The organism is Planktothrix sp. PLAVEN19ND (assembly GCF_057220675.1).
In genome coordinates, this window is the sequence record NZ_CM170132.1 from 2,991,235 (window position 1) to 3,012,366 (window position 21,132).

Genomic DNA, 21,132 nt, shown 5'->3' on the forward strand with positions numbered 1-21,132 from the left:
CAAAGTAGTTAGCCCTAAAAGATATTGAGCCCTGAAGGGCTCACTACGAAGTTAGTTAATACTTAGTCTTTTGTCCATTCCGTGTGGAAAAATTCACCCCTGGGTTTATCGGTGCGTTCATAGGTATGGGCACCAAAATAATCCCGTTGGGCTTGGGTTAAATTCAAGGGTAAAGTTGCCCGTCGGTAACTATCAAAATAGTCTAAGGACGCACTAAAAGCCGGAACCGGAATCCCAAATTGATTGGCAATAACTAACACTTCCCGCCAGGCTTGTTGACGATCTAAAATCGTCTGTTTAAATTCTGGCGCCAATAACAAATTCGGTAAATCAGGATTCTCGCTAAAAGCGGCTTTAATTTTATTCAAAAATCCCGCCCGAATAATACAGCCTCCTTTCCAAATTCGCGCCATTTCCCCCAGATCCAAATTGTACCCATATTCCTTAGAAGCGGCACCTAATAACGCCATCCCTTGGGCATAGGAACAAATTTTAGAACAGTACAACGCATCCCGAATTTTATTCACTAATTCGGAAATATCGCCCTGATATTCACTCGTCGGCCAAGGCAATTCTACGGAAGCGGCTACCCGTTGATCTTTATAGGAAGAAATAATCCGACTATTCACCGCCGCGATAATTGTAGGAATCGAAACACCCAACTCTAAAGCACTCATTACCGTCCAGCGTCCGGTACCTTTTTGTCCGGCGGAATCAACAATTAAATCAACTAAAGGAGAACCGGTTTCCGGGTCAATCTTTTTGAAAATATCCGCCGTAATTTCAATTAAAAAAGAATTGAGTTCGTCGGTGGTATTCCATTGGGCAAAGACTTCATGCAGTTGCGCCGCATTCAACCGGGCGACATTTTTTAGCAGGTCGTAGGCTTCGGCAATTAACTGCATATCCCCATATTCAATGCCGTTATGCACCATCTTAACGTAGTGACCCGCCCCCCCTGGCCCAATAAACGTTACACAGGGGCCGTCATCCACCTGGGCGGCAATTTTGGTTAAAATCGGCTCTAATTCTTTATAGGAGGCTTCTGTCCCCCCTGGCATTAGGCTAGGCCCCCAGAGGGCGCCTTCTTCCCCCCCACTCACACCCATGCCCACAAACCCTAAACCCGTGGCTTCTAATTCCTTGGTGCGGCGTTCGGTGTCTTCATAGAGGGAGTTGCCCCCGTCGATAATCATGTCATCTTGATCCAGCAGGGGTTTAAGCTGATCAATCACGGCATCAACGGGTTTCCCGGCTTTGACCATCACCAGAATCCGGCGGGGACGTTCTAAAGATTGGACAAATTCTTCTAGGGTATAGGCGGCTTTGACGTTTTTTCCCTGGGCCCGTTGCTGCATAAACTCATCGGTTTTAGCCCCGGTGCGGTTATAAACTGCGATCGGAAACCCATTACGCTCAACGTTGAGCGCCAGGTTTTCACCCATGACGGCTAGACCAATTACACCAAATTTTTGTAGGGTCATAGATTTCTATTGAATGTAATATTGTGGGTTACTGAATGCAGTAATCTTATTAGATTAGCGTTGATTTTACTGGGTGTATAATTTAAGTCAGATTTTTTTAAAGATTTGCCGGATCAAGAATTTAGTGCAGTTTGATTAAAACCGATGGAAGAATTACAGTATCTCGCCACTTGGGTTAAGGAACAACACGCCCAAGAATATATCCTGACTTGGTTATTAACTCAACCGGGCCTCTGGTGGTCGAATGGGGAAGTTTACCAAGCGGTTTTACAAAAATCGGGTAAACGGTTGAAGGAATTTGTCAAGAAAAGCAAACAAGGGGATCTGTTTCAAGGGATTGCCGATAAAATTGTCAGTGATGAAAGTTGGGATCAAATTGCTGAAAGTTTAGCTCGGTTAATGGGTATTTATCAAGAAGAATTGGTTAAGTTACAGGATCAAGGACGGTTACAATCAACTACTCGTTTATCGGTTCAACGTCCTTCTTCCCCTGCGAAATCCTGGTCTAATATCGATGTTCAACAGCCTCTACCTGACCCGAATACCGATGCTCTAACTGGACTCTAAACTATTAATTATTGTGGGGATAGCGATCGCTTTTTTTGTTATAATTAAAATCTAATAAAACATAATAGGAGATTATTTTTATGTCTTTGATGACCATAAAAGATTTAGAGCAAGTCCAAAAAAATCTCTCCGAAGGCGGTTTAGATTATCAGTTAGAATTGATTAACGGGAAGATTGAGATTATGGGGCCATCGGATATTGTCTCTAGTGAAGTTGGAGCCGAATTAATTAGACTATTGGGAAATTGGGTTAAACCTCGTCGTTTAGGTCGTGTCTTTGACTCTGCTGGGGGTTTTATTCTCCCGAATACCAACCTAAAAGCCCCTGATGTTTCTTTTGTTCGCGCATCCCGTCTTAGAAAAAGTGTGCGTTATTTTGCTGAATTAGTGCCTGATTTAGTCGTAGAAATTAAATCCCAGAGCGATCGCATCAATCCGTTAAAAAAGAAAATTAATCAGTTTTTAGAATTAGGGGCGCAAGTTGGTATTTTAATTGATCCTGATGAGTTAACAGTTACGGTTTATCGCGCTACAGAGGAGCCCATTGTACTCGGAAATGGAGATATTTTAACCCTGCCAGAACTATTTGCAGGTTGGGAATTATCGATTAATGAATTATGGCCTCCGGTTTTTACCGATGATGAATTCTGAAAGCACTTTTCTATGGGAGTTCGTGTTTTAAGATACAGTTTCGGGGGAATCAGACCATTGATAATTTCATCAGGTGGCTATCAGGTTAAGAACTTTAGTGGGATGATCGCTGTTATGGATTGTAATACCTATGAAACCTCGAATTATTGTTTGTAGTTTAGGTCGCACGGGATATCAGATTTTTAGACTCCTGAAACAACAAGGTGCTATTGTTGTGGGCATCAGCGATAAACCCATCCCCCAAGAAGGGTCTGATGTGGTGGTGGGGAATTTACGCTCCGCTTCGACTTTATTAGCCGCCGGGGTAAAAACAGCCAACGCTTTGATTTTAGCCGGAAATGATGAAGCGACAAATTTAGCGATTTTAATGCAAGCCCGAATTTTAAATCCTCAGATTCGGATTATTAATCGTTTATTTAATACTAATTTAGGAACGCGCCTGAATCAAACTTTACCAGATCATAGTACCATGAGCGTTTCGGCTCTGGCTGCTCCTGTGTTTGCCTTTGCAGCTTTGGGAAATCAAGCAATTGGACAACTAGAATTATTTAATCAAATTTGGCCGATTCATGAAGAATTAATCGATGAAGATCATCCCTGGTTAGGACATAGTTTGAGGGATTTATGGGCAGATTCGGGTCGAATGTTAATTTATTATTTGCCGTTTAAAGATAAAATTGATTTAGTTTCTGGGGTGATGGCGGATCAAAAGTTACAGGTAGGCGATCGCTTAATTATAGCGATCAAACCCAAAACCCATCAAATTCAAAAGGATCTGAAATATCGCTTTCTTAAATTCAAACGGGGGCTACAAAAGTTTAAACAATATGCTAAGTCAGCTTTAATTGTCAGTTCAATTTTATTTCTAACAATATTAGGAGCAGCTTTAACCTATGTTGTTGTCGATCCTAGTTATTCTTTTGTAGATTCCCTCTATTTTTCCGTGGGGATGATTACCGGAGCCGGAGGGAATGAACAAGTTGTTGAACATTCCCCCGATAGTATTAAAATATTTACGGTGGTGATGATGTTAATTGGCACCGGAGTTGTGGGAATTAGTTATGCCCTATTAAATGATTTTATCTTAGGAACTCGTTTGAAAGATTATCTGGATGCGACCCGAGTTCCCGAACGCAATCACTATGTTATTTGTGGATTAGGAGAATTAGGATTAAATATTGCCCAACATTTATATCAACGGGGTTATGAAGTTGTTGTGATTGAACGTGATCCTAATAGCCGTTTTCTCAGTACCGCCAAGGGGTTAAAAATTCCCATTTTTGAAGGAGATGCCAGTTTAGCTAATACCCTAAAAAGCGTCAACATTGAAGCCGCCGAAGCCCTATTAGCCGTTACCAATGATGATACGGGAAATTTAGAAATTGTTTTAAGTGCTAGGGGATTAGCACCCCGCTTAAGGGTGATCACTCGCACCCATGACTCCCATTTTGCCTTGATGGTACAACAGATTTTTGATTTTGAAGCGGTCTTAAATACAACGGAAATTGCGGCTCCAGCCTTTGCAGCAGCGGCACTGGGAGGAAAAATTTTAGGGAGTGGAATTACGGCGGATAGTTTGTGGGTGGCTTTAGGAACCCTGATTACCCACAATCACCCCTTTTGTGGGAAGCGAGTCCAAGAGGTTGCCAGAAAAGCTGATTTTGTTCCCTTATATATTGAAACCGCCTATCAAACAATTCACAGTTGGGAACTGCTGAATTTTCTCCTACAACCTGGGGATATTTTATATTTGACTATGCCAGCCCATCATATTGAGCAACTGTGGCACACTCTCCCCCCAGAACGATTTCCCTGGGAGGATCATCACGCATTCAGTCGAGAGTCGAGCCTAGGGCCAGGAAAGAATTAATGTGTCGGGAAACAGGGACAGCAAACCGTTAGTCGTGAAGGATGTAAAATACGAACGTCCCCGTTCGTACTACATGACGGACAAACACCGACTAACTGCTCACTGCAAATGTCCGTTTTTCCCTTTAGGGTTCACTATTTTGAAATTGTTGTCTACGGTTGCGAAGGCGACGGCGTTCTTTATGGCGAGCTACCTCTTTACGCTTGCGTTTTTGTCCGGGGGTTTCAAAGTGACGATTTTTTTTCAGATCGGCAAAAATGCCAGCTTGTGAAACTTTTCGTTTAAAGCGACGCAAAGCAGACTCTAATTGCTCAGTTTCACCGAGAACGACTTGGCTCATTCCATATTCTCCCAGTTAAAATTATAGATTGGTTTAACAAGCTACCCTGATTTAGCGGATAGAAACGGGACAAGGTGGGTCTTCACATTTACAGACCCCTGTCCGCTCCCCGAAGTATTGATCAAGGCTTGAGACAGACCCCAATGACAACAATGGGGAAAATCCGCATAAATCGAAGCATGGTAGAAAAAATTTTCCTATACGGCATAGTGCTTGCCATCTACTCCCCATGCAGAGCAGTTCTTACTATAACACAAATTCCGACCTTATCTCACTCCATGCTGGGGTGATCCTTGGCAATGGACTGAGATAAGGTGTGTGAATGCTTTTTTTCGAGATTAACACGGTCTATCGACGGGGGTAACCACCACCACCACCACCGCCACCCCAGCCGCCACCACCACCCCGGGGAGATTTGCTGCGTTCTTCTTGGGGACGAGCTTTATTGACCTTGAGGGTGCGCTCCATCCATTCAGCCCCATCTAACTCTTGAATCGCTTTGGCTTCTTGATCTTCGGTTTCCATTTCTACAAAACCGAAACCTCGTTTGCGTTGGGTTTCACGGTCAATTGGAAGCTGAACTTTTTTAATAGTTCCATACTCACCAAAGACTTCTTTAAGATCATCTTCAGTGACGCTGTAAGATAAATTACCAACGTAAATAGTCATTACTTACCTCTTAAAATCGAGTGGTGTGCAGATATTGGAATTCGGAGGTAAGCGAGTAGGACTTACACTAAACAGAAAAATTTTTCCTGATTCGGGCATTACAGGGCTACCGATACCTAATCCATTTGTGATTATAACATAATTTTCAATCATTACCAGTGCGACTGAAATAATCTTGCTGGCTTAACAGAATTGTTAATTAATTGTTAATTTTAATTGGGGAGGAATCAACTCAACTTCAAAAACTTGAGCAAAGGTTTCAGCAACTTGGGAACGGACTTGTTCCCAAGTAATCCCCGGAATAAATTGAGCCAAACTGCCAACGGGTCGATGGGCAATCCCACAGGGAACAATTGCTTCAAAACCCTGCAAGTCAGGGCAGACATTCAGGGAAAAACCGTGCATAGTAATCCAACGACTGACTTTGATGCCTACAGCCGCCACTTTGGTTTGATTAATCCAAACTCCTGTTAACCCAGGAATCCTTTGGGCGGGGAGTCCATAGCTCTCCAAGACTTGAATTAACACCTGTTCTAGCTGCCTTAAATACCAATGTAAATCGGGGGTGTGGCGTCGTAGATTCAAAATCGGATAGCCGACAAGCTGCCCTGGGCAATGGTAGGTAACTTCCCCTCCCCGTTCTACCCGATGCAGTTCAAAGGCACAATCGTCGGGATCGAACTTCAGAAATTGTAAATCAGCCCCTTGTCCCAGGGTATAGACGGGGGGATGTTCCAACAGGATTAACACATCATCGAGATCGGGGTTAAGCTTGCGGTCTTGAACCAAGGATTGCTGCCAATTCCAGGCCGTTGTATAGGGAACCGATCCAAGGTAATAAATTTGACAGGGGACAGCCACAATAACCTTAAAAAAAAGAAGTTAACAGGAGATAGAGTAACAGATTTGATGCTAATATAATAAGTAGGAATACTTAATTCAACTTCAAGGAGAGCAGAAAAAACGTACAAGAGATCAGAAAAAAAATCAAGCGGTTTTCGACGAAACTTAACCCCAGAAAAGTCAAGAATTGTCACAGGATCAAAAAAAATTGCAATGGGTGAAGTTTGGTATCAGGTTAGTGTTAAGGTGAGAATATGCCCACATTATGAGCGGGAGGGAGCTTTATGAAGCTTGTTATCCAGGGTAAAAATTTGGAAGTTACGACTGCAATTCACGAATATGTACATCAGAAGATCACAAAAGCTGTCAGTCATTTTGAACAATTGACAACGGAAGTGGATGTACATTTATCGGTTGCTCGGAACCCTCGGATAAATCCAAAACAAACCGCAGAAGTGACAATTTATGCCAACGGAACTGTGATTCGCGCTCAAGAAAGTAGTGAAAATCTTTACGCCAGCATTGATCTAGTCGCCGACAAAATTGCTCGCCAACTGCGGAAGTACAAAGAAAAACGTCAGGATAAGAGTCAAAATCTACCTAAAACTGGTGAAGTCGTTATTGATCATCCCGTGGTTGAAGATTTGATCGGGGATCGTTCTCCTGAACTACCCCCAGAGGTGATTCGCACCAAATATTTTGCGATGCCTCTAATCACCGTTGATGAGGCTTTAGAACAGCTTCAATTTATTGATCATGATTTCTATATGTTCCGCAATGCCGAAACAGAAGAAATTAATGTGATCTACAAGCGTTCTAATCATCGTGGTTACGGCGTGATTCAACCTCGCCACGGAGATGCAGAAAGTAACGGTAAATCTGCCCAGGCGAATACTGAGACTTTGAGTTCATCCAAAGCTGCTCAAGTTTAGGGGTGTCGAGGGTTTGGCGGTGTGTCAAACCCCGATTACAACTGTACGGACTAATAATTGAAGATGGGTTTTTGTTGAACGAGTATTCTATTCTAGGACGCTTTGGCTCAAAGGAAGACCATCAAAAAAACCGTGCCATATTAGGATGGAACGTTTAAAGCTCCACCCCAGGAATGGCGGTGGATTTTTTTAATTAATGCGTCCCTGGGATGCCGTTGATTGCCCAAAGGACAGAATATGTTGAACCGTGCTGACAATACCCCGGCTTCCAAGATTTTAATTGTTGATGATCTTCCAGAAAATCTGGAACTGCTCTATCATGTTTTGACGGATGCCGGGTATGACGTCGATAGAGCTTTAGATGGAGAATCGGCCTTAGAACAAATCAATCATCATCCTCCAGAGGTAATTTTACTCGACGTCATGATGCCGGGTTTGAATGGTTACGAATTGTGCCAACAATTAAAGGCTTGCCCTCAAACCCGGGACATTCCTGTAATTTTTATTAGTGCTTTAGCTGAAATTAATAATAAAGTCAAGGGTTTTGAAGTGGGAGGGGTAGACTATATTACCAAACCTTTTGAAATTGAAGATGTTATAGTTCGGGTGAAAAATCAGTTAACCATTGTTGAACAACAAAAACAGTTACAAGAACAAAAAGCTCAATTAGAAAAAGAAATTCAAGAGCGACGACGAGTTGAAACAGCCCTGCAACAAAGTATTAAACGAGAAAAAACCAGCGCCCGTGTGATTCAACGAATGCGCCAAACCCTCAACTTGAATAAGATATTTAAATCTACAACCGTAGAATTAAGGAAGGTCTTACATTGCGATCGGGTGGTGATTTATCAGTTTAATCCTGACTGGAGTGGAAAAGTCGTTGCTGAGTCAGTAGAAACGGGTTGGATACCTTTAATTAAAGCTCAATATCATGATCCGGTGATGACTCAAACGGCGATTTTAAATTCCGATTGTGTCTTTGAATCCTTAACAGAAACTTCTGAAATTCTTGTAGAAGATACTTATTTGCAAGAAACCCAAGGGGGTGTTTACCGCCGGGGGGTCATTTATCGATGTGTTGAAAATATTTATCAAGCTCAATTTAGTCCTTGTTATATTAATTTTTTGGAGCGATTTCAAGTTAAATCTTATTTAACCGTTGCTATTTTTTGTGCCAATCAACTGTGGGGTCTGTTAGGAGCCTATCAAAGTTCGGATTTTCGCAAATGGCATCACATAGAAATTTCAATGGTAGTCCAAATTGCCAGCCAATTAGGGGTTGCTGTTCAGCAAGCCCAACTTTTTACAAAAATTCAAGAGCAAACAGAAGAATTAAAAATTGCCAAAAAGGCAGCCGATTCGGCCAATGCTGCTAAGAGTGAATTCTTGGCTAATATGAGTCATGAATTGCGGACTCCTTTGAATGCAATTTTAGGTTTTGCTCAAATTATGAAAAAAGATGATTCTCTATTATTAGAACAGCGAAAGCACATTGAAATTATTAATCGTAGTGGAGAACATTTACTGGATTTAATTAATGATGTTTTAGAACTTTCTAAAATCGAAGCAGGGAAGACAACTTTAAATGAAACTCGATTTGATTTGTTAATATTGCTAGATAATATTAAGGATATGTTACGCTTGAAAGCCGAAAGTAAAGGCTTGATATTTAAGTTTTATATCTCTAATACTGTTCCTCAATATATTATCGGCGACGAAAGAAAGCTACGTCAAATTTTGGCAAATTTGTTAGGAAATGCGATTAAATTTACGACAACAGGTCGAGTTCAATTGCGAGTGAGTGCCGGATTTAAACCCCTATCAGAAGATGAGCTAAGTACCCAGAATACTAACCGATTTTTACCCTTGAACTTGAGTGCTAGATCAGAAGCAATAAAAGAGGAGCGAAAAATCAATATTCAATTTGAAATTGAAGATACGGGAGCCGGCATTTCGCCTGAAGAACTACCTTTATTATTTGAGGCTTTTACCCAAACAGAAGTGGGTCGTAAATCAGGTCAGGGAACAGGCTTAGGACTGCCCATTAGTCGTCATTTTATCCAATTAATGGGAGGAGATATTCAGGTAAAATCGATTCCAGAAAAAGGTTCAACCTTTACCTTTGAAATTCAAGCAAGAATAGATAGGGAAACCAGCTTCTCTCCTGATCAAAATCAGCAACAAATTGTCCATCTAGCTCCCGATCAAAATTCAGTTCGGATTTTAATTGTAGATGATGATGCGGATAATTGCTCATTATTAGTTAAAATGTTAAATAGAATTGGTTTTGAGGTACAAGAAGCCAGGGATGGTCAAGAGGCATTAGACCTTTGGCAAAGTTGGCGGCCGGATTTAATTTGTTTAGATATGCAATTACCGATTCTGGATGGCTTTGCTGTGGCTCGTCAAATTCGGAGTCAAGAACAGCAACATTCTATTCCGATTTTAGCCATTACTGCCTCGGTATTTGAGCAAGATCGACAATCTATTGCAGTTTCTGGATGTAATGATTGGATTAGTAAGCCCTTTAAAGAAGAAGTTCTGTTAGAAAAAATTAAAGAACATCTAGGGGTAGAATATATCTATCAAGAACCCGATTTTAGTTATACATTCCCCAAAATTACGACATCTCTGGTCAGTTCGGCATTAAAAACTAAACTGGCAATGTTGCCTGATTCATTCATTCAACAATTACATCATGCAGCTACTCAATGTAGTGATGATTTAGTTTTACAATTAATTGATCAAATTCCAGAAGAATTTATGGATTTGAGCCAAGTAATTCAAGAATGGGTATTAAATTTTAGATTTGATCTAATTATTGATCTAACTTATCAGATTCAATCCTCCAAGCAATGAATAACGATCAAAACCCCCTAAATCCCTGTGATATATTAGTTATTGATGATTACCCCGATAATCTAAGGGTTTTAACTGCGATTTTAGCCGAACAAGGATATCGGGTGAGAAAAGCAATTAATGGTCAACTTGCACTGGCTACTATTGAAGCTCAAGTTCCTGATTTAATCTTATTAGATATTCAACTTCCTGATATTAATGGTTATGATCTCTGTCGTCAGATTAAAGCTAACCCCCGCACCTATGCTGTTCCAATTTTAATGATTAGTATTCATGATCAGGCTGAAGATATTGTTAGGGCCTTTGCAGAGGGGGCAGTGGATTATATCAAAAAACCATTCCAGCCAGAAGAAGTTATTATTAGAGTTAAAACTCAACTGATGATTAGAAATCTTTATAATCAATTGGAACACCAAAATCACACCTTGTTTGAAAAAAATCACCAGCTTCAATCAGAAGTTGAGCAACGGATTAAAACGGAAGAATTTTTAAAAGCAGCTAATTTAAAATTAGAAAAATTAGCGTTTATTGATAGTCTCACAGAGTTAGGAAACCGTCGTTATTTTGATGAACAGTTGCCTCGAATTTGGCGACAGATGGCTAGAAATAAACAGTTAATTTCTTTGGTTATTTGTGATTTAGATTATTTTAAAATCTATAATGATACCTATGGTCATCCGGCTGGTGATCTTTGTCTTAAACAAGTGGCTGATGCGATTAAGCGGGCACTCAAACGTCCGGGGGATGCGGTTTTTCGTTATGGTGGAGAGGAATTTGTGATTATTCTCCCTGAAACTTCCTTAGAAGGTGCAATCCAAGTAACTAAAAATATACAGCTTGAAGTGGAACAACTTCATCACCTACATAGTAATTTTTCCATCTATCAAAAAACCACGTTAAGCTTTGGAATTTCCTCTCAATATCCTGAGCCAAATACATCACCTACACCTTTAATTATTCAAGCAGATCAAGCCCTTTATGAAGCCAAAATACAAGGGCGTAATACCTATGCTATTTATGCTTATACCAATCCTTTTTAAATTATTTTAATATCGACTAAAGAACATTAATAAAGCAATAACAAGATAATATTGATCAATTAATTGGTATCGAGTTATAATGGAGTTCTGTTTGATGGTATTTTAATTATGATTGTTAATCCTTCTGATTATAAAATTTCTCATGAAGATTATCTCGAAGGCGAAAAAATTAGCCCAATTCGCCATGAATATATTCGGGGAGAAGTCTATGCAATGGTTGGGGGAAGTGATGCTCATGATACGATTTCTGGGAATTTGATTGCTTTATTTAAAAATCACTTACGCGGCCAAGGATGTCGTGTTTATACGGGAAACATGAAAGTTCATATTCAAACCGCCGATACTTATTATTATCCTGATGTTATGGTAACTTGCGACTTCCGCGACCGAAACAATGGTTATTTTAAACAATATCCTAGTTTAATTATTGAGGTATTATCTCCCTCAACCGAAGCATTTAATCGGGGAGATAAATTTGCCGATTATCGACAGATTGAAACCTTACAAGAATATGTGTTAATTAGTCAAAATAAAATTAATATAGAATGTTTTAGACAAAATCAAGAGGGGCGTTGGGTATTGTTTACCTATCAACAAAATCAACAGATACAATTAGAAAGTATTAATTTTAGTTGTCAGGTATCAGAAATTTATGAAGATGTTTTAGACTTCAATCACCCGTAAGATGTAGCCATAACGCACACCCCCATCAATTCATTGAAAATGATAATATTTTCCTTGAATAGCCCCCTACAATAAGTATAATTACGCCCAAATTGTTCCGATATTTCTAAAGATTTGATTAATTTCTACCCAATTAACAAAAATTGTGATACCATCTTCTATTAATAAGCTAGGGGTGCCTGCTAGGTTCAGGCTGAGAAAAAACACCCTTGGAACCTGAGTCCGGCTAGTACCGGCGGAGGGAAGCTATTAATACGAGGAAAATCAAAATGCGGACAGAATGGGTCGCCAAACGGCGTGGACAGGGCAACGTTTCCCAAATGCACTACGCCCGCCAAGGCGTGATTACCGAAGAAATGAACTATGTGGCTCAACGGGAAAATTTACCGGTTGAGTTGATTCGGGAAGAAGTGGCACGGGGACGGATGATTATTCCTGCTAATATTAATCATACCAATTTAGAACCGATGGCAATTGGCATTGCTTCTAAATGTAAGGTTAATGCTAATATTGGGGCTTCCCCTAATTCTTCTAACTTAGAAGAAGAAGTGGCTAAACTCAATTTAGCGGTGAAATATGGCGCTGATACGGTGATGGATTTATCCACCGGAGGCGGGAATTTAGATACCATTCGTACCGCTATTATTAACGCTTCTCCTGTTCCTATTGGCACTGTTCCCATTTATCAAGCTTTGGAAAGTGTTCACGGCAAAATCGAAAGTCTTACCCCCGACGATTTTCTGCATATTATTGAAAAACACGCCCAACAGGGTGTGGATTATATGACGATTCATGCGGGTTTATTAATTGAATATCTGCCCTTGGTTAGAAGTCGAATTACCGGAATTGTGTCTCGGGGGGGCGGAATTATTGCCCGTTGGATGCTCCATCATCACAAACAAAATCCCCTCTATACTCACTTTGATGATATCATTGAAATCTTCAAAAAATACGACGTTTCCTTTAGTTTAGGGGACTCTTTACGCCCGGGTTGTACCCATGATGCGTCTGATGATGCTCAACTGGCCGAACTCAAAACCCTGGGACAATTAACCCGTCGCGCCTGGGAACATGATGTTCAGGTGATGGTAGAAGGCCCTGGTCACGTTCCCATGGATCAAATTGAGTTTAATGTTAAAAAACAGATGGAGGATTGTTCTGAAGCACCCTTCTATGTTTTGGGGCCGTTAGTAACAGATATTGCCCCAGGTTATGATCATATTACCTCAGCCATTGGGGCGGCGATCGCGGGTTGGCATGGAACTGCCATGTTATGTTATGTGACACCAAAAGAACACCTGGGTTTACCGAATGCCGAAGACGTCAGAAATGGGTTAATTGCCTATAAAATTGCCGCCCATGCCGCCGATATTGCCCGTCATCGGATTGGCGCCCGTGACCGTGATGATGAGTTATCCAAAGCTCGTTATAACTTTGACTGGAATCGTCAATTTGAGTTATCCTTAGACCCAGAACGGGCGAAGGAATATCACGACGAAACCCTTCCGGCAGATATCTACAAAACGGCGGAATTCTGTTCGATGTGTGGGCCGAAATTCTGTCCGATGCAAACTAAAATGGATGCGGATGCGCTAACAGAATTAGAAAAATTCTTGGCGAAGGAAAAAGAAGTTGTCACTCAAAGTTAATTAGCCATAAGCCGGGTTTTATATAAACCCGGTTTATTGGTTGGTTTAGAATATTAAGTTTTAAGATGCGCTGAAGCGCAACAACGGAATATGAGTTATCAAAGAATTTTAGTTGCAGTTGACCAGTCGGCACAAAGTCAAATCGTGTTTGAAAAGGCGTTAGAATTAGCGCAGAAATCGTCGGGACAGTTGATGATTTTTAATCGTTTAACTCTCCATGAACCGGAAAGTTATAGTTACAGTAGTGTGCAGGTAGATAAAATTGTTCACCATTATCAATTTATTCAAGATAAGTTAGAACAGGATTTAGAACGAGTTCGCCTATGGTTAACGGGGTTAGAAAACCTAGCCATTGAAGCTGGAATTAAGGCTGAATGGGATTGGAAAGAAGGGAATGCCGGGCGTTTAATTTGCCAGGTGGCAAAGGATTGGGATGCTGATATTATTGTGATGGGAAGACGGGGAAGAACGGCAATTGCAGAGACAATTTTAGGCAGTGTCAGTTATCATGTTGTTCATCATGCACCCTGTTCGGTGTTGATTGTTCAGGGTAGATAAAATTACGAATATTACTGAAATACAATGACTCAAGATCAACAAGCAGCAATTTTTGATAGTTTTTTAGCCATTGTTAAGGCTCCTTATGGAGATTTTTCAGGAATTAGAAAACTTTCTAAAGAACTTAATGATGATTCTACTGTAGAGCAAGTTGTCGATTTTCTGCGTCAAACACCTCAAGGTGAATGGGCATTTAAAGAACGTCCCCTTTTAGGAAATATTAATTTAGAGCAACTTCATCAGCTACCCAACAATACTTTGGGTTACATTTATTCTGATAGAATGATAAAGAATAATTTAAAACCTGTTCCCGTTGAAAAAATAGAAGATCATGACTTCTCTTATTTAGGAGTTCATATTGGTGAAACCCATGATATTTGGCACATTGTAACCGATAGTGATATTGATAAGCCAGGTGAGGTTAAATTAGAAGCTTTTTATGTCGCACAGTTGCATTATGACCGTTTATTTCTATCACTCCTATCTAAAAATTTACTCAAGACGGCAATTGAAGAAATAGAGTTTGCTGAATCTATTATGGATGCTTTAACAAAGGGATGGACGATGGGAAAACAAGCTAAACCCTTGTTTGGAATTCAATGGAATAGTCTCTGGGAAAAACCATTGGAAGATATTCGCGTTTCTTTAGATATTGTTGTTTAGTCTGCATCTATGCTCGTTTTTGTAAGAATATTTCTTGCCTATCCCTATTTTATCCCCAATTAATCCCTTGATAAATTTCATTTAACGGGATTTGAAAATTGATAGAAGCTAAGGATAAAATATCATTAGGAGAATGGTACTCTGTTAGTAACCATTTGTTTTCAGGCGTTTTAGTAAACTGTTCAATATAGGTTTTATATTGGTCAATTAAAATATATTCCTTAAACTCAGGAATTGACCGATAATAATCAAATTTGTCTCCTTGGTCATAGTTTTTTGTACTTCGGGATAGAACTTTAACAATTATTAAAGGATTAATTACGGTATCAGTTCGGTTTTCTTGAAGAATTGGTTTCTCCTGAAATCACCATCACATCAGGATAAGTATAAATCCGATAATGGGGTATCCACAGACGAACATCACTAATAAATATTTTATAACTTTGGTTTCTGAGGGCAAATTTTAAATACGCATAAAAATTACCCGCAATATCGTTATGATTGGGTGTACCACCTGTCATAGAAACAATTTTCCCATCGATATACTCGTTTTTACTGTCGGCTTTTTCTTCTAATTCCAGATATTCTTCTGGGGTGTAATGGCGTTGTTGAATTTCAGTTAACATGATTTTTTCCTATAAAGATTGTGCTTAAGCACAACAACGTTTAACTTGACGACGTAATAATAAAGAATTGGTGACCACAGTAACGGAACTTAATGCCATTAAAGCACCCGCACTGGAAGGACTTAATAATATGCCAAATTCAGGGAATAAAAACCCAGCCGCGAGGGGAATTGCTAATAGATTATAACCGAATGCCCAGAAAAGATTTTGACGAATTTTATTAAAGGTGGCGCGACTTAATTGGATAGAATTAACAATATCCATTAAGGAATTTCGCATTAACACAATATCTGCGGTTTCATTCGCCACATCCGTCCCGGTTTGTAACCCAATTCCAATATCAGCTTGCGCTAAGGCGGGTGCATCGTTAATTCCATCTCCCACCATGGCTACAACTTGATTTTGTTGTTGTAAAGTTTGAATGAGATTAACTTTGCCTTGGGGTCGAACTTCGGCAAATATATCCTCTGAGTTTAAGTTTAACTCAAGGGCGATCGCATTGGCAACGGATTGGCGATCGCCCGTTAATAAAATTACCCGTAAACCCATATTTTTTAACTGTTTAACTGTTGCTTGAGCATCATCTTTTAAGGGGTCACTCATAGCTATTAACCCAACCACTTCACCCTCAATGGCAACATAAACTAGGGTTTTTCCTAAAAATTCCGGTAAGGTTTCAGGAGGGTTAATTGTGTGTTCGATTAACCCAGCTAAATTGCCGACAAATACCACTTTATCATCAATAGTCGCCGAAACCCCTAAACCCGGTTCGGTTTGAAAATTTGATCCGATTAATAACGATAAATTTTGCTCTTTTGCTTCCCTTAAAATGGCTTGAGAAATCGGATGATTTGAACCCTGTTCTACCGTTGCCGCCAGTTGTACTATTTGTTGTGGTGATAACTCAGAAATAGTAATACAATCTGTGACCCTGGGAGAACCTGTAGTTAAGGTTCCCGTCTTATCAAAAACAACGGTATTCAGTTGATGTACCCGTTCTAAAATATCCCCGCCTTTGATTAATAATCCCCGTTCCGCACCCATTCCCGAACCGACTAAAATAGCCGTAGGCGTGGCTAATCCCAAGGCACAGGGACAGGCAATTACTAACACTGCAATCGCTAATTTTAAACTTAATAATAAAGGAGCATTTGTGGCTATTTCTATTCCGGCTAAGGGAATCACATCCGGCCAAATTCGAGTTCCTAACCCATACCAAAATAAAAAGGTTAAACCCGCTAAACCCATGACAAAATAGGTAAAATATCCCGCGACAATATCCGCTAATTTCTGAATTGGGGCTTTGCGAGTTTGGGCTGTTTCTACTAATTGTACAATTTGGGCTAAAATAGTATCGGAACCCGTGCGGGTTGCTTCGATTAAAATTACCCCCGTTTGATTAATTGTTCCTGCCGAAATATCATCCCCAATTTGTTTTAAAATCGGCATCGATTCCCCCGTTAACATCGATTCATCAACGGTGGTTGTTCCGAACCGAATTTCGCCATCCACGGGTATTTTTTCCCCAGGTAAAACTTGTAACCATTCCCCCGCTTTAACTTGTTCGGCGGGAATTTCTACACTATTTAAAATCCCCTCATATTGAGATTTAGGCGCAACTAAACGGGCCGTAGTGGGTTGTAAGGCAATTAAAGATTGAAAGGCGGTGGCGGCTCTTTGTCTTGCGTACTGTTCTAGGGTTTTTCCTAATAAAATAAACCCCAATAACATGACCGGTTCATCAAAGAAACATTCCCAACCCAATTGGGGAAATAAGAGGGCAACAAAACTGGTTAAATAGGCCGTAACTGTTCCCAGTCCCACCAAGGTATTCATATTGGGGGACTGGTTTAATAAACTACGTCCGCCATCAATAATAATAGAACGGGCGGGAAATAATAAGGCAATAGTAGCGAGTCCCCAATGAAACCAAATATTACTTAATAGATGAATATGGGGAAAGCCAAAATGATGTAAATGTCCAATACTGGATAATAATAACAACAGACCACAGGTAACAATGCGTTGAATTTGTTTTCCCATGTCCTGGCGATGTCGGTCTTGGAGCGCCTTTAATTTGTCCGTAGCCGAGGACGTTAAATTACGGAGTTGGCTGGGAAACCCGCTATTAGTTAAAATTTCAGCCAGATTTTCCGGGTTAATTTGGTTCGCCACACATTCAACCCTTGCCACTTCCGTCGCCAAATTCACAGAAACAGAAATAACCCCCGACTGTTGGAGCAGTTGACGTTCCACCGCTTTCACACAGCCCGCACATTGCATCCCGGATACATCTAAAATAATCATTTCGGTTGGGGGTGGGGTTAAGGTTTCCTCAGTCAGAGGTTTGGGAGCAAGCTGCATAAAGGTTTAGATTATTGGTACTTATAAAAGAAAAATACAGTTATTTGTGATAATCCCCCGATTAGATCCCCCTAAATCCCCCTTAAAAAGGGGGACTTTGAATCTGATTCTCTCCTAAAAATTAGATCTGCCTAAGTTCCTTTGAAAAGGTAGACTTTGAATCTAATTCTCTCCTAAAAAGCAGAGTTATGGGATCTAATTCCCCCCTTAAAAAGGGGGGTTAGGGGGGATCGACGAGATATAGCCTACTTTTAGCCTCAAGTTGAAACTAATGGGGTAGAACCATTGTCTACTAATCGCTTCCATATTGAGGGTAGATCAAATTCTCTTAACAATCAATTGTGGGGGCTGACAAAAAAAGCTCATCAACAGTCCTCCCCAGATTATAAAGGTTTCTGAGGATTTTATTAAGACTGGGATTGTAAATTTAGGATAAACTTAACATATAATTGTCCTACTGCTGCAAATATTAATAACTTTTGTTAAGTTGTGACTCTTTTTGACTCCATTCGTCAAAATTGATGTACGGACTTTTTGAGTCAAACCTTAATCAACAAAGGGATCATCAGTTGTCAGTTGTCGCTGAACGGTCAACCGTCGGTGTATTTCCTCGCCATTCCCCTAGCATTATGGAAACCTTAGAATTCATCATCTATCCAGATGGCCGTGTGCAGGAGAAAGTTACTGGGATTGTTGGGTCTTCCTGTGCGGAAGTAACCGCCGCCCTCGAAGCCGAATTAGGTATCGTGCTGACTCAGGAGGCCACTTCTGAATATTACGCCCGTAGCCAACAACAGTCCGAGACCGCGACAACCCAAGTCGGTTCGAGCCATTGGTAAATTCTGTTTTTGAGTTCACTGAAAATCTCGTTAAAAATAGCTAACTATGTCACACTTTAGCCAAATCAAGACCCAAATTCGGAATCTGACCTCATTAGAAACTGCTTTAAGTGATCTGGGCATTGACTGGAAAGCTGGCCCCAAAGAGGTTCGCGGTTATCAAGGTCAAACCCGTCCTGCTCAAGTCGTCATTGAACAAGACAACGGTTATGACTTAGGTTTTACCTGGAATGGCCAAGAATATGAGTTTGTTGCGGATTTACAATTTTGGCAACAAGCAGTTCCCGTTGATCGGTTTTTGAGCAAAATCACTCAACGCTATGCTTACCACACCGTTGTTAATGAAACCACCAAACAAGGGTTTCAGGTTGCCCAACAACAAAATCATCAAGATGGTTCCATCCGCTTAGTTTTACAACGCTGGAGTGCCTAATGTCTGATGGGTCTGTATCGCTAAGTGATCCCGTATCCGAGCGTTCTGGGTTTGAACCGGAATTGGGCGGATTTTTGCGAAATGCACCGGAACGTTCGGGGTTTGAGCCGGAACTCGGCGGTGCATTACGACAAAAAGGGGTTTATGTGGATGAACTCACCTGTATCGGGTGTAAACACTGTTCCCACGTCGCTCATAATACTTTTTTTATTCAAGAAGATTATGGTCGAGCGCGGGTATTTAGACAGGATGGCGATACATCCGTGTTAATACAGGAAGCGATTGATACTTGTCCGGTCAATTGTATTAATTGGGTGGATTACACTGAACTAAAACGTTTGGAAGCAGAACGTCAAGACCAGGTAATTCCTGTGGTTGGTTTCCCTGTGGAAGCGGGTTTGGCTAACCGGAAACGTCAGAAACAAAAACGGAAACAAGAGAATTCTTTAACCGAATAACTGATTTCTGGCGGGCTAAAACTGCCTTTTTTTATATTCATTTAATTGGGATTAGGCAAAAGGAGAATATTCTTCTTTTGCCTATTTTAATCTTTGGTTTAATTAACAGGACTTACGCAGTTACGCTATATAGTTATAGCAAGAGGCAATAGGGAATGGGCAATGGGCAATAGGTAAATACTTACTATAAGTAGCTTTTAGCTTTCAAGAATGTCCTAATAGATGTGGCAACTGCTATACGATCTCGCGGTAGGCGGTTTAATATGGGTACATACCATTTAATTAAATCATAGGTTTTCTGGATAATCGGTAATTCACTCATTGTTAATATAGGTTAAGCGGCTACAGAAATTGCCTTAACGGTTAGAGAAGGTTCGGGAATGGGTTGACCATCTTCCCGCAGGGTGTCAATATACAGTTCAATCGCTTCTTTAATATTATTTTCGGTTTCTTCTAAGGTTTTTCCTGTAGAAATACAACCGGGTAAGTCGGGAACATAAGCAGAATAGTTACTCCCAGCCCATTCAAAAATTGCAACATATTCTTTCATGGTTTCTCCTCTTCTGATGCAGCAAAGGTTAAGTCAGAAACCCGATTTCTCGGAATATTTTTTTAAGCATTTAACACCTGTTCTGCTGTTAAGGATAATTCTGAAAAAGTGGGTGATATAATCCGATCAGTTCCTCTAAATAGAGTTTTTTGATACTGACCTTTTTCGTCTAAAGAGTAAACAAAGATAGTCGGAATTTTAGGATTTCCTAAGTAAGCCCTGGAAGCGATCGCTAAATAGTCTACAATCCAATATTCAGAAATTCCTAACCGTTGATATTCTTCTAATTTATCTACATAGTCATCTTCCCAATTCGTTGATGTCACTTCTACTGCTAACTGAATTGGCACTTCTAAGGCATTATAATCAGAACGATTAGAACGCCAAATTGTTCGGTCAATCACACTAACATCAGGATTTCTACCCTGTTCTAAGCCGTCTTTTGTTACCGTTTTGATGACCGCAGTATTAGTTACAACTAAATTAAGATTAAGTTTTCTAATTTCATCATTAAAACAGAATAAAAGCAAATTGGCTACATCATTATGGTTTCTTGTTGCTCTCACTTCTACAATTTCTCCATTCACAAATTCATAGATTCCTGTTTCTGGACATTGTTCTAAAAAGTTGTCAAATGTTAGTTTTTGTGCTTGTGCTGTTGTCATAGTTTAATTTCCTAGTAAGTCGGGAACATAAGCAGAATAGTTACTCCCAGCCCATTCAAAAATGATAATATATTCTTTCAAAGTGTGATATAATCTGATCTAAGAATTATAGATTAGGCAACTTTTCGGTTTTTACGCCTACCAAGCTACCTAACTTTGTTTGATTTTTGGATAAAGTCACCCCTATCACCGGAACAGGTCTGGACTCTCCCTAAATTTGCCCGACAAATTCCCATCTGCCAGTTCTGACCTAGGAGAGCGCACGCAGGCGGGGAGGAAACAACACGAAATCCGTAGTTGCTGTTCCGACTGTCCGGCTCGTTCCTGTTACGATTGGCACTGCGACAATTCCTGGGATTGTTGTTCCACGAACCTCCGCGTATCACCCG

Annotated in this window: 23 protein-coding genes, 1 pseudogene and 1 riboswitch; of the genes and pseudogenes, 13 read left to right on the forward strand and 11 right to left on the reverse strand. The window is 40.4% G+C overall.

What is annotated here, in order from left to right:
* Window positions 1-62 precede the first annotated feature (62 nt).
* Window positions 63-1,484, reverse strand: coding sequence for a decarboxylating NADP(+)-dependent phosphogluconate dehydrogenase (gene gnd / locus AC2D3N_RS13135; protein ID WP_079681136.1), 1,422 nt, complete (start codon window positions 1,482-1,484; stop codon window positions 63-65).
* Window positions 1,485-1,628: 144 nt separating this feature from the next.
* Here gnd and AC2D3N_RS13140 point away from each other — a divergent pair, with 144 nt between their 5' ends.
* The 3 genes from AC2D3N_RS13140 (at window position 1,629) to AC2D3N_RS13150 (ending at window position 4,571) form a co-directional block, all read left to right on the forward strand.
* Complete coding sequence (locus tag AC2D3N_RS13140; protein WP_079681137.1) at window positions 1,629-2,051, forward strand: hypothetical protein; 423 nt, start codon at window positions 1,629-1,631, stop codon at window positions 2,049-2,051.
* Between the two features lie 80 nt (window positions 2,052-2,131).
* Window positions 2,132-2,701: a Uma2 family endonuclease gene (locus AC2D3N_RS13145; RefSeq protein WP_484691105.1), complete on the forward strand. Its 570-nt coding sequence runs from the start codon at window positions 2,132-2,134 to the stop codon at window positions 2,699-2,701.
* A gap of 130 nt (window positions 2,702-2,831) precedes the next feature.
* The gene (locus tag AC2D3N_RS13150) at window positions 2,832-4,571 is read left to right on the forward strand and encodes a potassium channel family protein (RefSeq protein ID WP_484691106.1); all 1,740 of its coding nucleotides are present in this window, start codon (window positions 2,832-2,834) and stop codon (window positions 4,569-4,571) included.
* A 124-nt stretch (window positions 4,572-4,695) separates the two neighbouring features.
* On the opposite strand, the gene rpsU is transcribed toward AC2D3N_RS13150, so the two are convergent.
* The 3 genes from rpsU to lipB form a co-directional block, all read right to left on the reverse strand.
* Window positions 4,696-4,911 carry a 30S ribosomal protein S21 gene (rpsU, locus tag AC2D3N_RS13155; RefSeq protein ID WP_026788585.1) on the reverse strand — a complete coding sequence of 72 codons (216 nt, stop codon included), beginning with the start codon at window positions 4,909-4,911 and terminating at the stop codon, window positions 4,696-4,698.
* Between the two features lie 348 nt (window positions 4,912-5,259).
* Window positions 5,260-5,580 carry an RNA recognition motif domain-containing protein gene (locus tag AC2D3N_RS13160; protein ID WP_079681140.1) on the reverse strand — a complete coding sequence of 107 codons (321 nt, stop codon included), beginning with the start codon at window positions 5,578-5,580 and terminating at the stop codon, window positions 5,260-5,262.
* Between the two features lie 195 nt (window positions 5,581-5,775).
* On the reverse strand, window positions 5,776-6,441 hold the full coding sequence (gene lipB, locus AC2D3N_RS13165; protein WP_234996819.1) for a lipoyl(octanoyl) transferase LipB: 666 nt from the start codon (window positions 6,439-6,441) through the stop codon (window positions 5,776-5,778).
* Between the two features lie 266 nt (window positions 6,442-6,707).
* On the opposite strand from lipB, the gene hpf reads away from it, so the two are divergent.
* The 7 genes from hpf to AC2D3N_RS13200 all read left to right on the forward strand — a co-directional run bounded on the left by hpf (window position 6,708) and on the right by AC2D3N_RS13200 (window position 14,808).
* Window positions 6,708-7,355, forward strand: coding sequence for a ribosome hibernation-promoting factor, HPF/YfiA family (gene hpf / locus AC2D3N_RS13170; RefSeq protein WP_079681143.1), 648 nt, complete (start codon window positions 6,708-6,710; stop codon window positions 7,353-7,355).
* Between the two features lie 237 nt (window positions 7,356-7,592).
* A complete protein-coding gene (locus tag AC2D3N_RS13175; RefSeq protein ID WP_484691107.1) occupies window positions 7,593-10,214 on the forward strand; it encodes a response regulator in 2,622 nt (873 codons plus the stop codon).
* Window positions 10,211-11,254, forward strand: a complete 1,044-nt coding sequence (locus AC2D3N_RS13180) for a GGDEF domain-containing response regulator (RefSeq protein WP_484691108.1) — start codon at window positions 10,211-10,213, stop codon at window positions 11,252-11,254. Before AC2D3N_RS13175 ends, AC2D3N_RS13180 begins: the two co-directional genes overlap by 4 nt.
* Before the next feature lie 108 nt (window positions 11,255-11,362).
* The gene (locus AC2D3N_RS13185; RefSeq protein WP_079681147.1) at window positions 11,363-11,938 is read left to right on the forward strand and encodes a Uma2 family endonuclease; all 576 of its coding nucleotides are present in this window, start codon (window positions 11,363-11,365) and stop codon (window positions 11,936-11,938) included.
* A gap of 161 nt (window positions 11,939-12,099) precedes the next feature.
* A riboswitch (TPP riboswitch) is annotated at window positions 12,100-12,199 on the forward strand.
* Between the two features lie 8 nt (window positions 12,200-12,207).
* Window positions 12,208-13,587 (forward strand): phosphomethylpyrimidine synthase, encoded by a 1,380-nt coding sequence (thiC, locus tag AC2D3N_RS13190; RefSeq protein WP_079681148.1) that lies wholly within the window; start codon window positions 12,208-12,210, stop codon window positions 13,585-13,587.
* 90 nt (window positions 13,588-13,677) lie between these two features.
* Entirely contained in the window at window positions 13,678-14,145 is a 468-nt protein-coding gene (locus AC2D3N_RS13195; RefSeq protein WP_484691109.1) for a universal stress protein, read from the forward strand.
* A gap of 24 nt (window positions 14,146-14,169) precedes the next feature.
* Complete coding sequence (locus tag AC2D3N_RS13200) at window positions 14,170-14,808, forward strand: Coq4 family protein (RefSeq protein WP_484691110.1); 639 nt, start codon at window positions 14,170-14,172, stop codon at window positions 14,806-14,808.
* 49 nt (window positions 14,809-14,857) lie between these two features.
* Here the strand turns inward: AC2D3N_RS13200 and AC2D3N_RS13205 are convergent, their stop codons facing one another.
* Genes AC2D3N_RS13205 through AC2D3N_RS13215 form a run of 3 tightly spaced genes read right to left on the reverse strand, consistent with a single transcriptional unit; the run spans window position 14,858 to window position 17,798 of the window.
* The gene (locus AC2D3N_RS13205; protein ID WP_484693758.1) at window positions 14,858-15,157 is read right to left on the reverse strand and encodes a Uma2 family endonuclease; all 300 of its coding nucleotides are present in this window, start codon (window positions 15,155-15,157) and stop codon (window positions 14,858-14,860) included.
* Complete coding sequence (locus AC2D3N_RS13210; protein WP_484691111.1) at window positions 15,135-15,434, reverse strand: Uma2 family endonuclease; 300 nt, start codon at window positions 15,432-15,434, stop codon at window positions 15,135-15,137. The genes AC2D3N_RS13205 and AC2D3N_RS13210 overlap by 23 nt, the downstream gene beginning before the upstream one ends.
* Window positions 15,435-15,458: 24 nt before the next feature.
* A complete protein-coding gene (locus AC2D3N_RS13215; protein WP_484691112.1) occupies window positions 15,459-17,798 on the reverse strand; it encodes a heavy metal translocating P-type ATPase in 2,340 nt (779 codons plus the stop codon).
* A gap of 629 nt (window positions 17,799-18,427) precedes the next feature.
* On the opposite strand from AC2D3N_RS13215, the gene AC2D3N_RS13220 reads away from it, so the two are divergent.
* From AC2D3N_RS13220 to AC2D3N_RS13230, 3 genes are read left to right on the forward strand one after another with little or no spacing between them, the layout of a single operon-like run.
* Window positions 18,428-18,637, forward strand: coding sequence for a DUF2997 domain-containing protein (locus AC2D3N_RS13220; RefSeq protein WP_079681155.1), 210 nt, complete (start codon window positions 18,428-18,430; stop codon window positions 18,635-18,637).
* A 46-nt stretch (window positions 18,638-18,683) separates the two neighbouring features.
* Complete coding sequence (locus AC2D3N_RS13225) at window positions 18,684-19,070, forward strand: DUF1257 domain-containing protein (RefSeq protein ID WP_079681157.1); 387 nt, start codon at window positions 18,684-18,686, stop codon at window positions 19,068-19,070.
* Complete coding sequence (locus AC2D3N_RS13230) at window positions 19,070-19,528, forward strand: ferredoxin (protein ID WP_484691113.1); 459 nt, start codon at window positions 19,070-19,072, stop codon at window positions 19,526-19,528. The genes AC2D3N_RS13225 and AC2D3N_RS13230 overlap by 1 nt, the downstream gene beginning before the upstream one ends.
* A 184-nt stretch (window positions 19,529-19,712) precedes the next feature.
* On the opposite strand, the gene AC2D3N_RS13235 is transcribed toward AC2D3N_RS13230, so the two are convergent.
* From AC2D3N_RS13235 to AC2D3N_RS13250, 4 genes and pseudogenes are all read right to left on the reverse strand, one after another.
* A complete protein-coding gene (locus AC2D3N_RS13235) occupies window positions 19,713-19,850 on the reverse strand; it encodes a four helix bundle protein (RefSeq protein WP_234996820.1) in 138 nt (45 codons plus the stop codon).
* A 12-nt stretch (window positions 19,851-19,862) separates the two neighbouring features.
* Entirely contained in the window at window positions 19,863-20,078 is a 216-nt protein-coding gene (locus AC2D3N_RS13240) for a type II toxin-antitoxin system HicB family antitoxin (protein ID WP_079681159.1), read from the reverse strand.
* Between the two features lie 62 nt (window positions 20,079-20,140).
* Window positions 20,141-20,743, reverse strand: coding sequence for a Uma2 family endonuclease (locus AC2D3N_RS13245; protein ID WP_484691114.1), 603 nt, complete (start codon window positions 20,741-20,743; stop codon window positions 20,141-20,143).
* A 146-nt stretch (window positions 20,744-20,889) separates the two neighbouring features.
* Window positions 20,890-21,132 (reverse strand): annotated as a pseudogene (locus tag AC2D3N_RS13250) (formylglycine-generating enzyme family protein); the annotation flags it as partial.

Excerpts from the sequence above, each read along its gene's own strand:
- AC2D3N_RS13175 (WP_484691107.1), top strand. The coding sequence starts at position 7,593 with ATGTTGAACCGTGCTGACAATACCCCGGCTTCCAAGATTTTAATTGTT.
- AC2D3N_RS13150 (WP_484691106.1), top strand. The coding sequence starts at position 2,832 with ATGAAACCTCGAATTATTGTTTGTAGTTTAGGTCGCACGGGATATCAG.
- AC2D3N_RS13195 (WP_484691109.1), top strand. The coding sequence starts at position 13,678 with ATGAGTTATCAAAGAATTTTAGTTGCAGTTGACCAGTCGGCACAAAGT.
- thiC (WP_079681148.1), top strand. The coding sequence starts at position 12,208 with ATGCGGACAGAATGGGTCGCCAAACGGCGTGGACAGGGCAACGTTTCC.
- AC2D3N_RS13210 (WP_484691111.1), bottom strand. The coding sequence starts at position 15,434 with ATGTTAACTGAAATTCAACAACGCCATTACACCCCAGAAGAATATCTG.
- AC2D3N_RS13200 (WP_484691110.1), top strand. The coding sequence starts at position 14,170 with ATGACTCAAGATCAACAAGCAGCAATTTTTGATAGTTTTTTAGCCATT.
- AC2D3N_RS13240 (WP_079681159.1), bottom strand. The coding sequence starts at position 20,078 with ATGAAAGAATATGTTGCAATTTTTGAATGGGCTGGGAGTAACTATTCT.
- AC2D3N_RS13140 (WP_079681137.1), top strand. The coding sequence starts at position 1,629 with ATGGAAGAATTACAGTATCTCGCCACTTGGGTTAAGGAACAACACGCC.
- AC2D3N_RS13235 (WP_234996820.1), bottom strand. The coding sequence starts at position 19,850 with ATGAGTGAATTACCGATTATCCAGAAAACCTATGATTTAATTAAATGG.
- gnd (WP_079681136.1), bottom strand. The coding sequence starts at position 1,484 with ATGACCCTACAAAAATTTGGTGTAATTGGTCTAGCCGTCATGGGTGAA.
- AC2D3N_RS13180 (WP_484691108.1), top strand. The coding sequence starts at position 10,211 with ATGAATAACGATCAAAACCCCCTAAATCCCTGTGATATATTAGTTATT.
- rpsU (WP_026788585.1), bottom strand. The coding sequence starts at position 4,911 with ATGAGCCAAGTCGTTCTCGGTGAAACTGAGCAATTAGAGTCTGCTTTG.
- AC2D3N_RS13215 (WP_484691112.1), bottom strand. The coding sequence starts at position 17,798 with ATGCAGCTTGCTCCCAAACCTCTGACTGAGGAAACCTTAACCCCACCC.
- AC2D3N_RS13245 (WP_484691114.1), bottom strand. The coding sequence starts at position 20,743 with ATGACAACAGCACAAGCACAAAAACTAACATTTGACAACTTTTTAGAA.
- AC2D3N_RS13185 (WP_079681147.1), top strand. The coding sequence starts at position 11,363 with ATGATTGTTAATCCTTCTGATTATAAAATTTCTCATGAAGATTATCTC.
- AC2D3N_RS13160 (WP_079681140.1), bottom strand. The coding sequence starts at position 5,580 with ATGACTATTTACGTTGGTAATTTATCTTACAGCGTCACTGAAGATGAT.
- AC2D3N_RS13225 (WP_079681157.1), top strand. The coding sequence starts at position 18,684 with ATGTCACACTTTAGCCAAATCAAGACCCAAATTCGGAATCTGACCTCA.
- AC2D3N_RS13220 (WP_079681155.1), top strand. The coding sequence starts at position 18,428 with ATGGAAACCTTAGAATTCATCATCTATCCAGATGGCCGTGTGCAGGAG.
- hpf (WP_079681143.1), top strand. The coding sequence starts at position 6,708 with ATGAAGCTTGTTATCCAGGGTAAAAATTTGGAAGTTACGACTGCAATT.
- AC2D3N_RS13145 (WP_484691105.1), top strand. The coding sequence starts at position 2,132 with ATGTCTTTGATGACCATAAAAGATTTAGAGCAAGTCCAAAAAAATCTC.
- AC2D3N_RS13230 (WP_484691113.1), top strand. The coding sequence starts at position 19,070 with ATGTCTGATGGGTCTGTATCGCTAAGTGATCCCGTATCCGAGCGTTCT.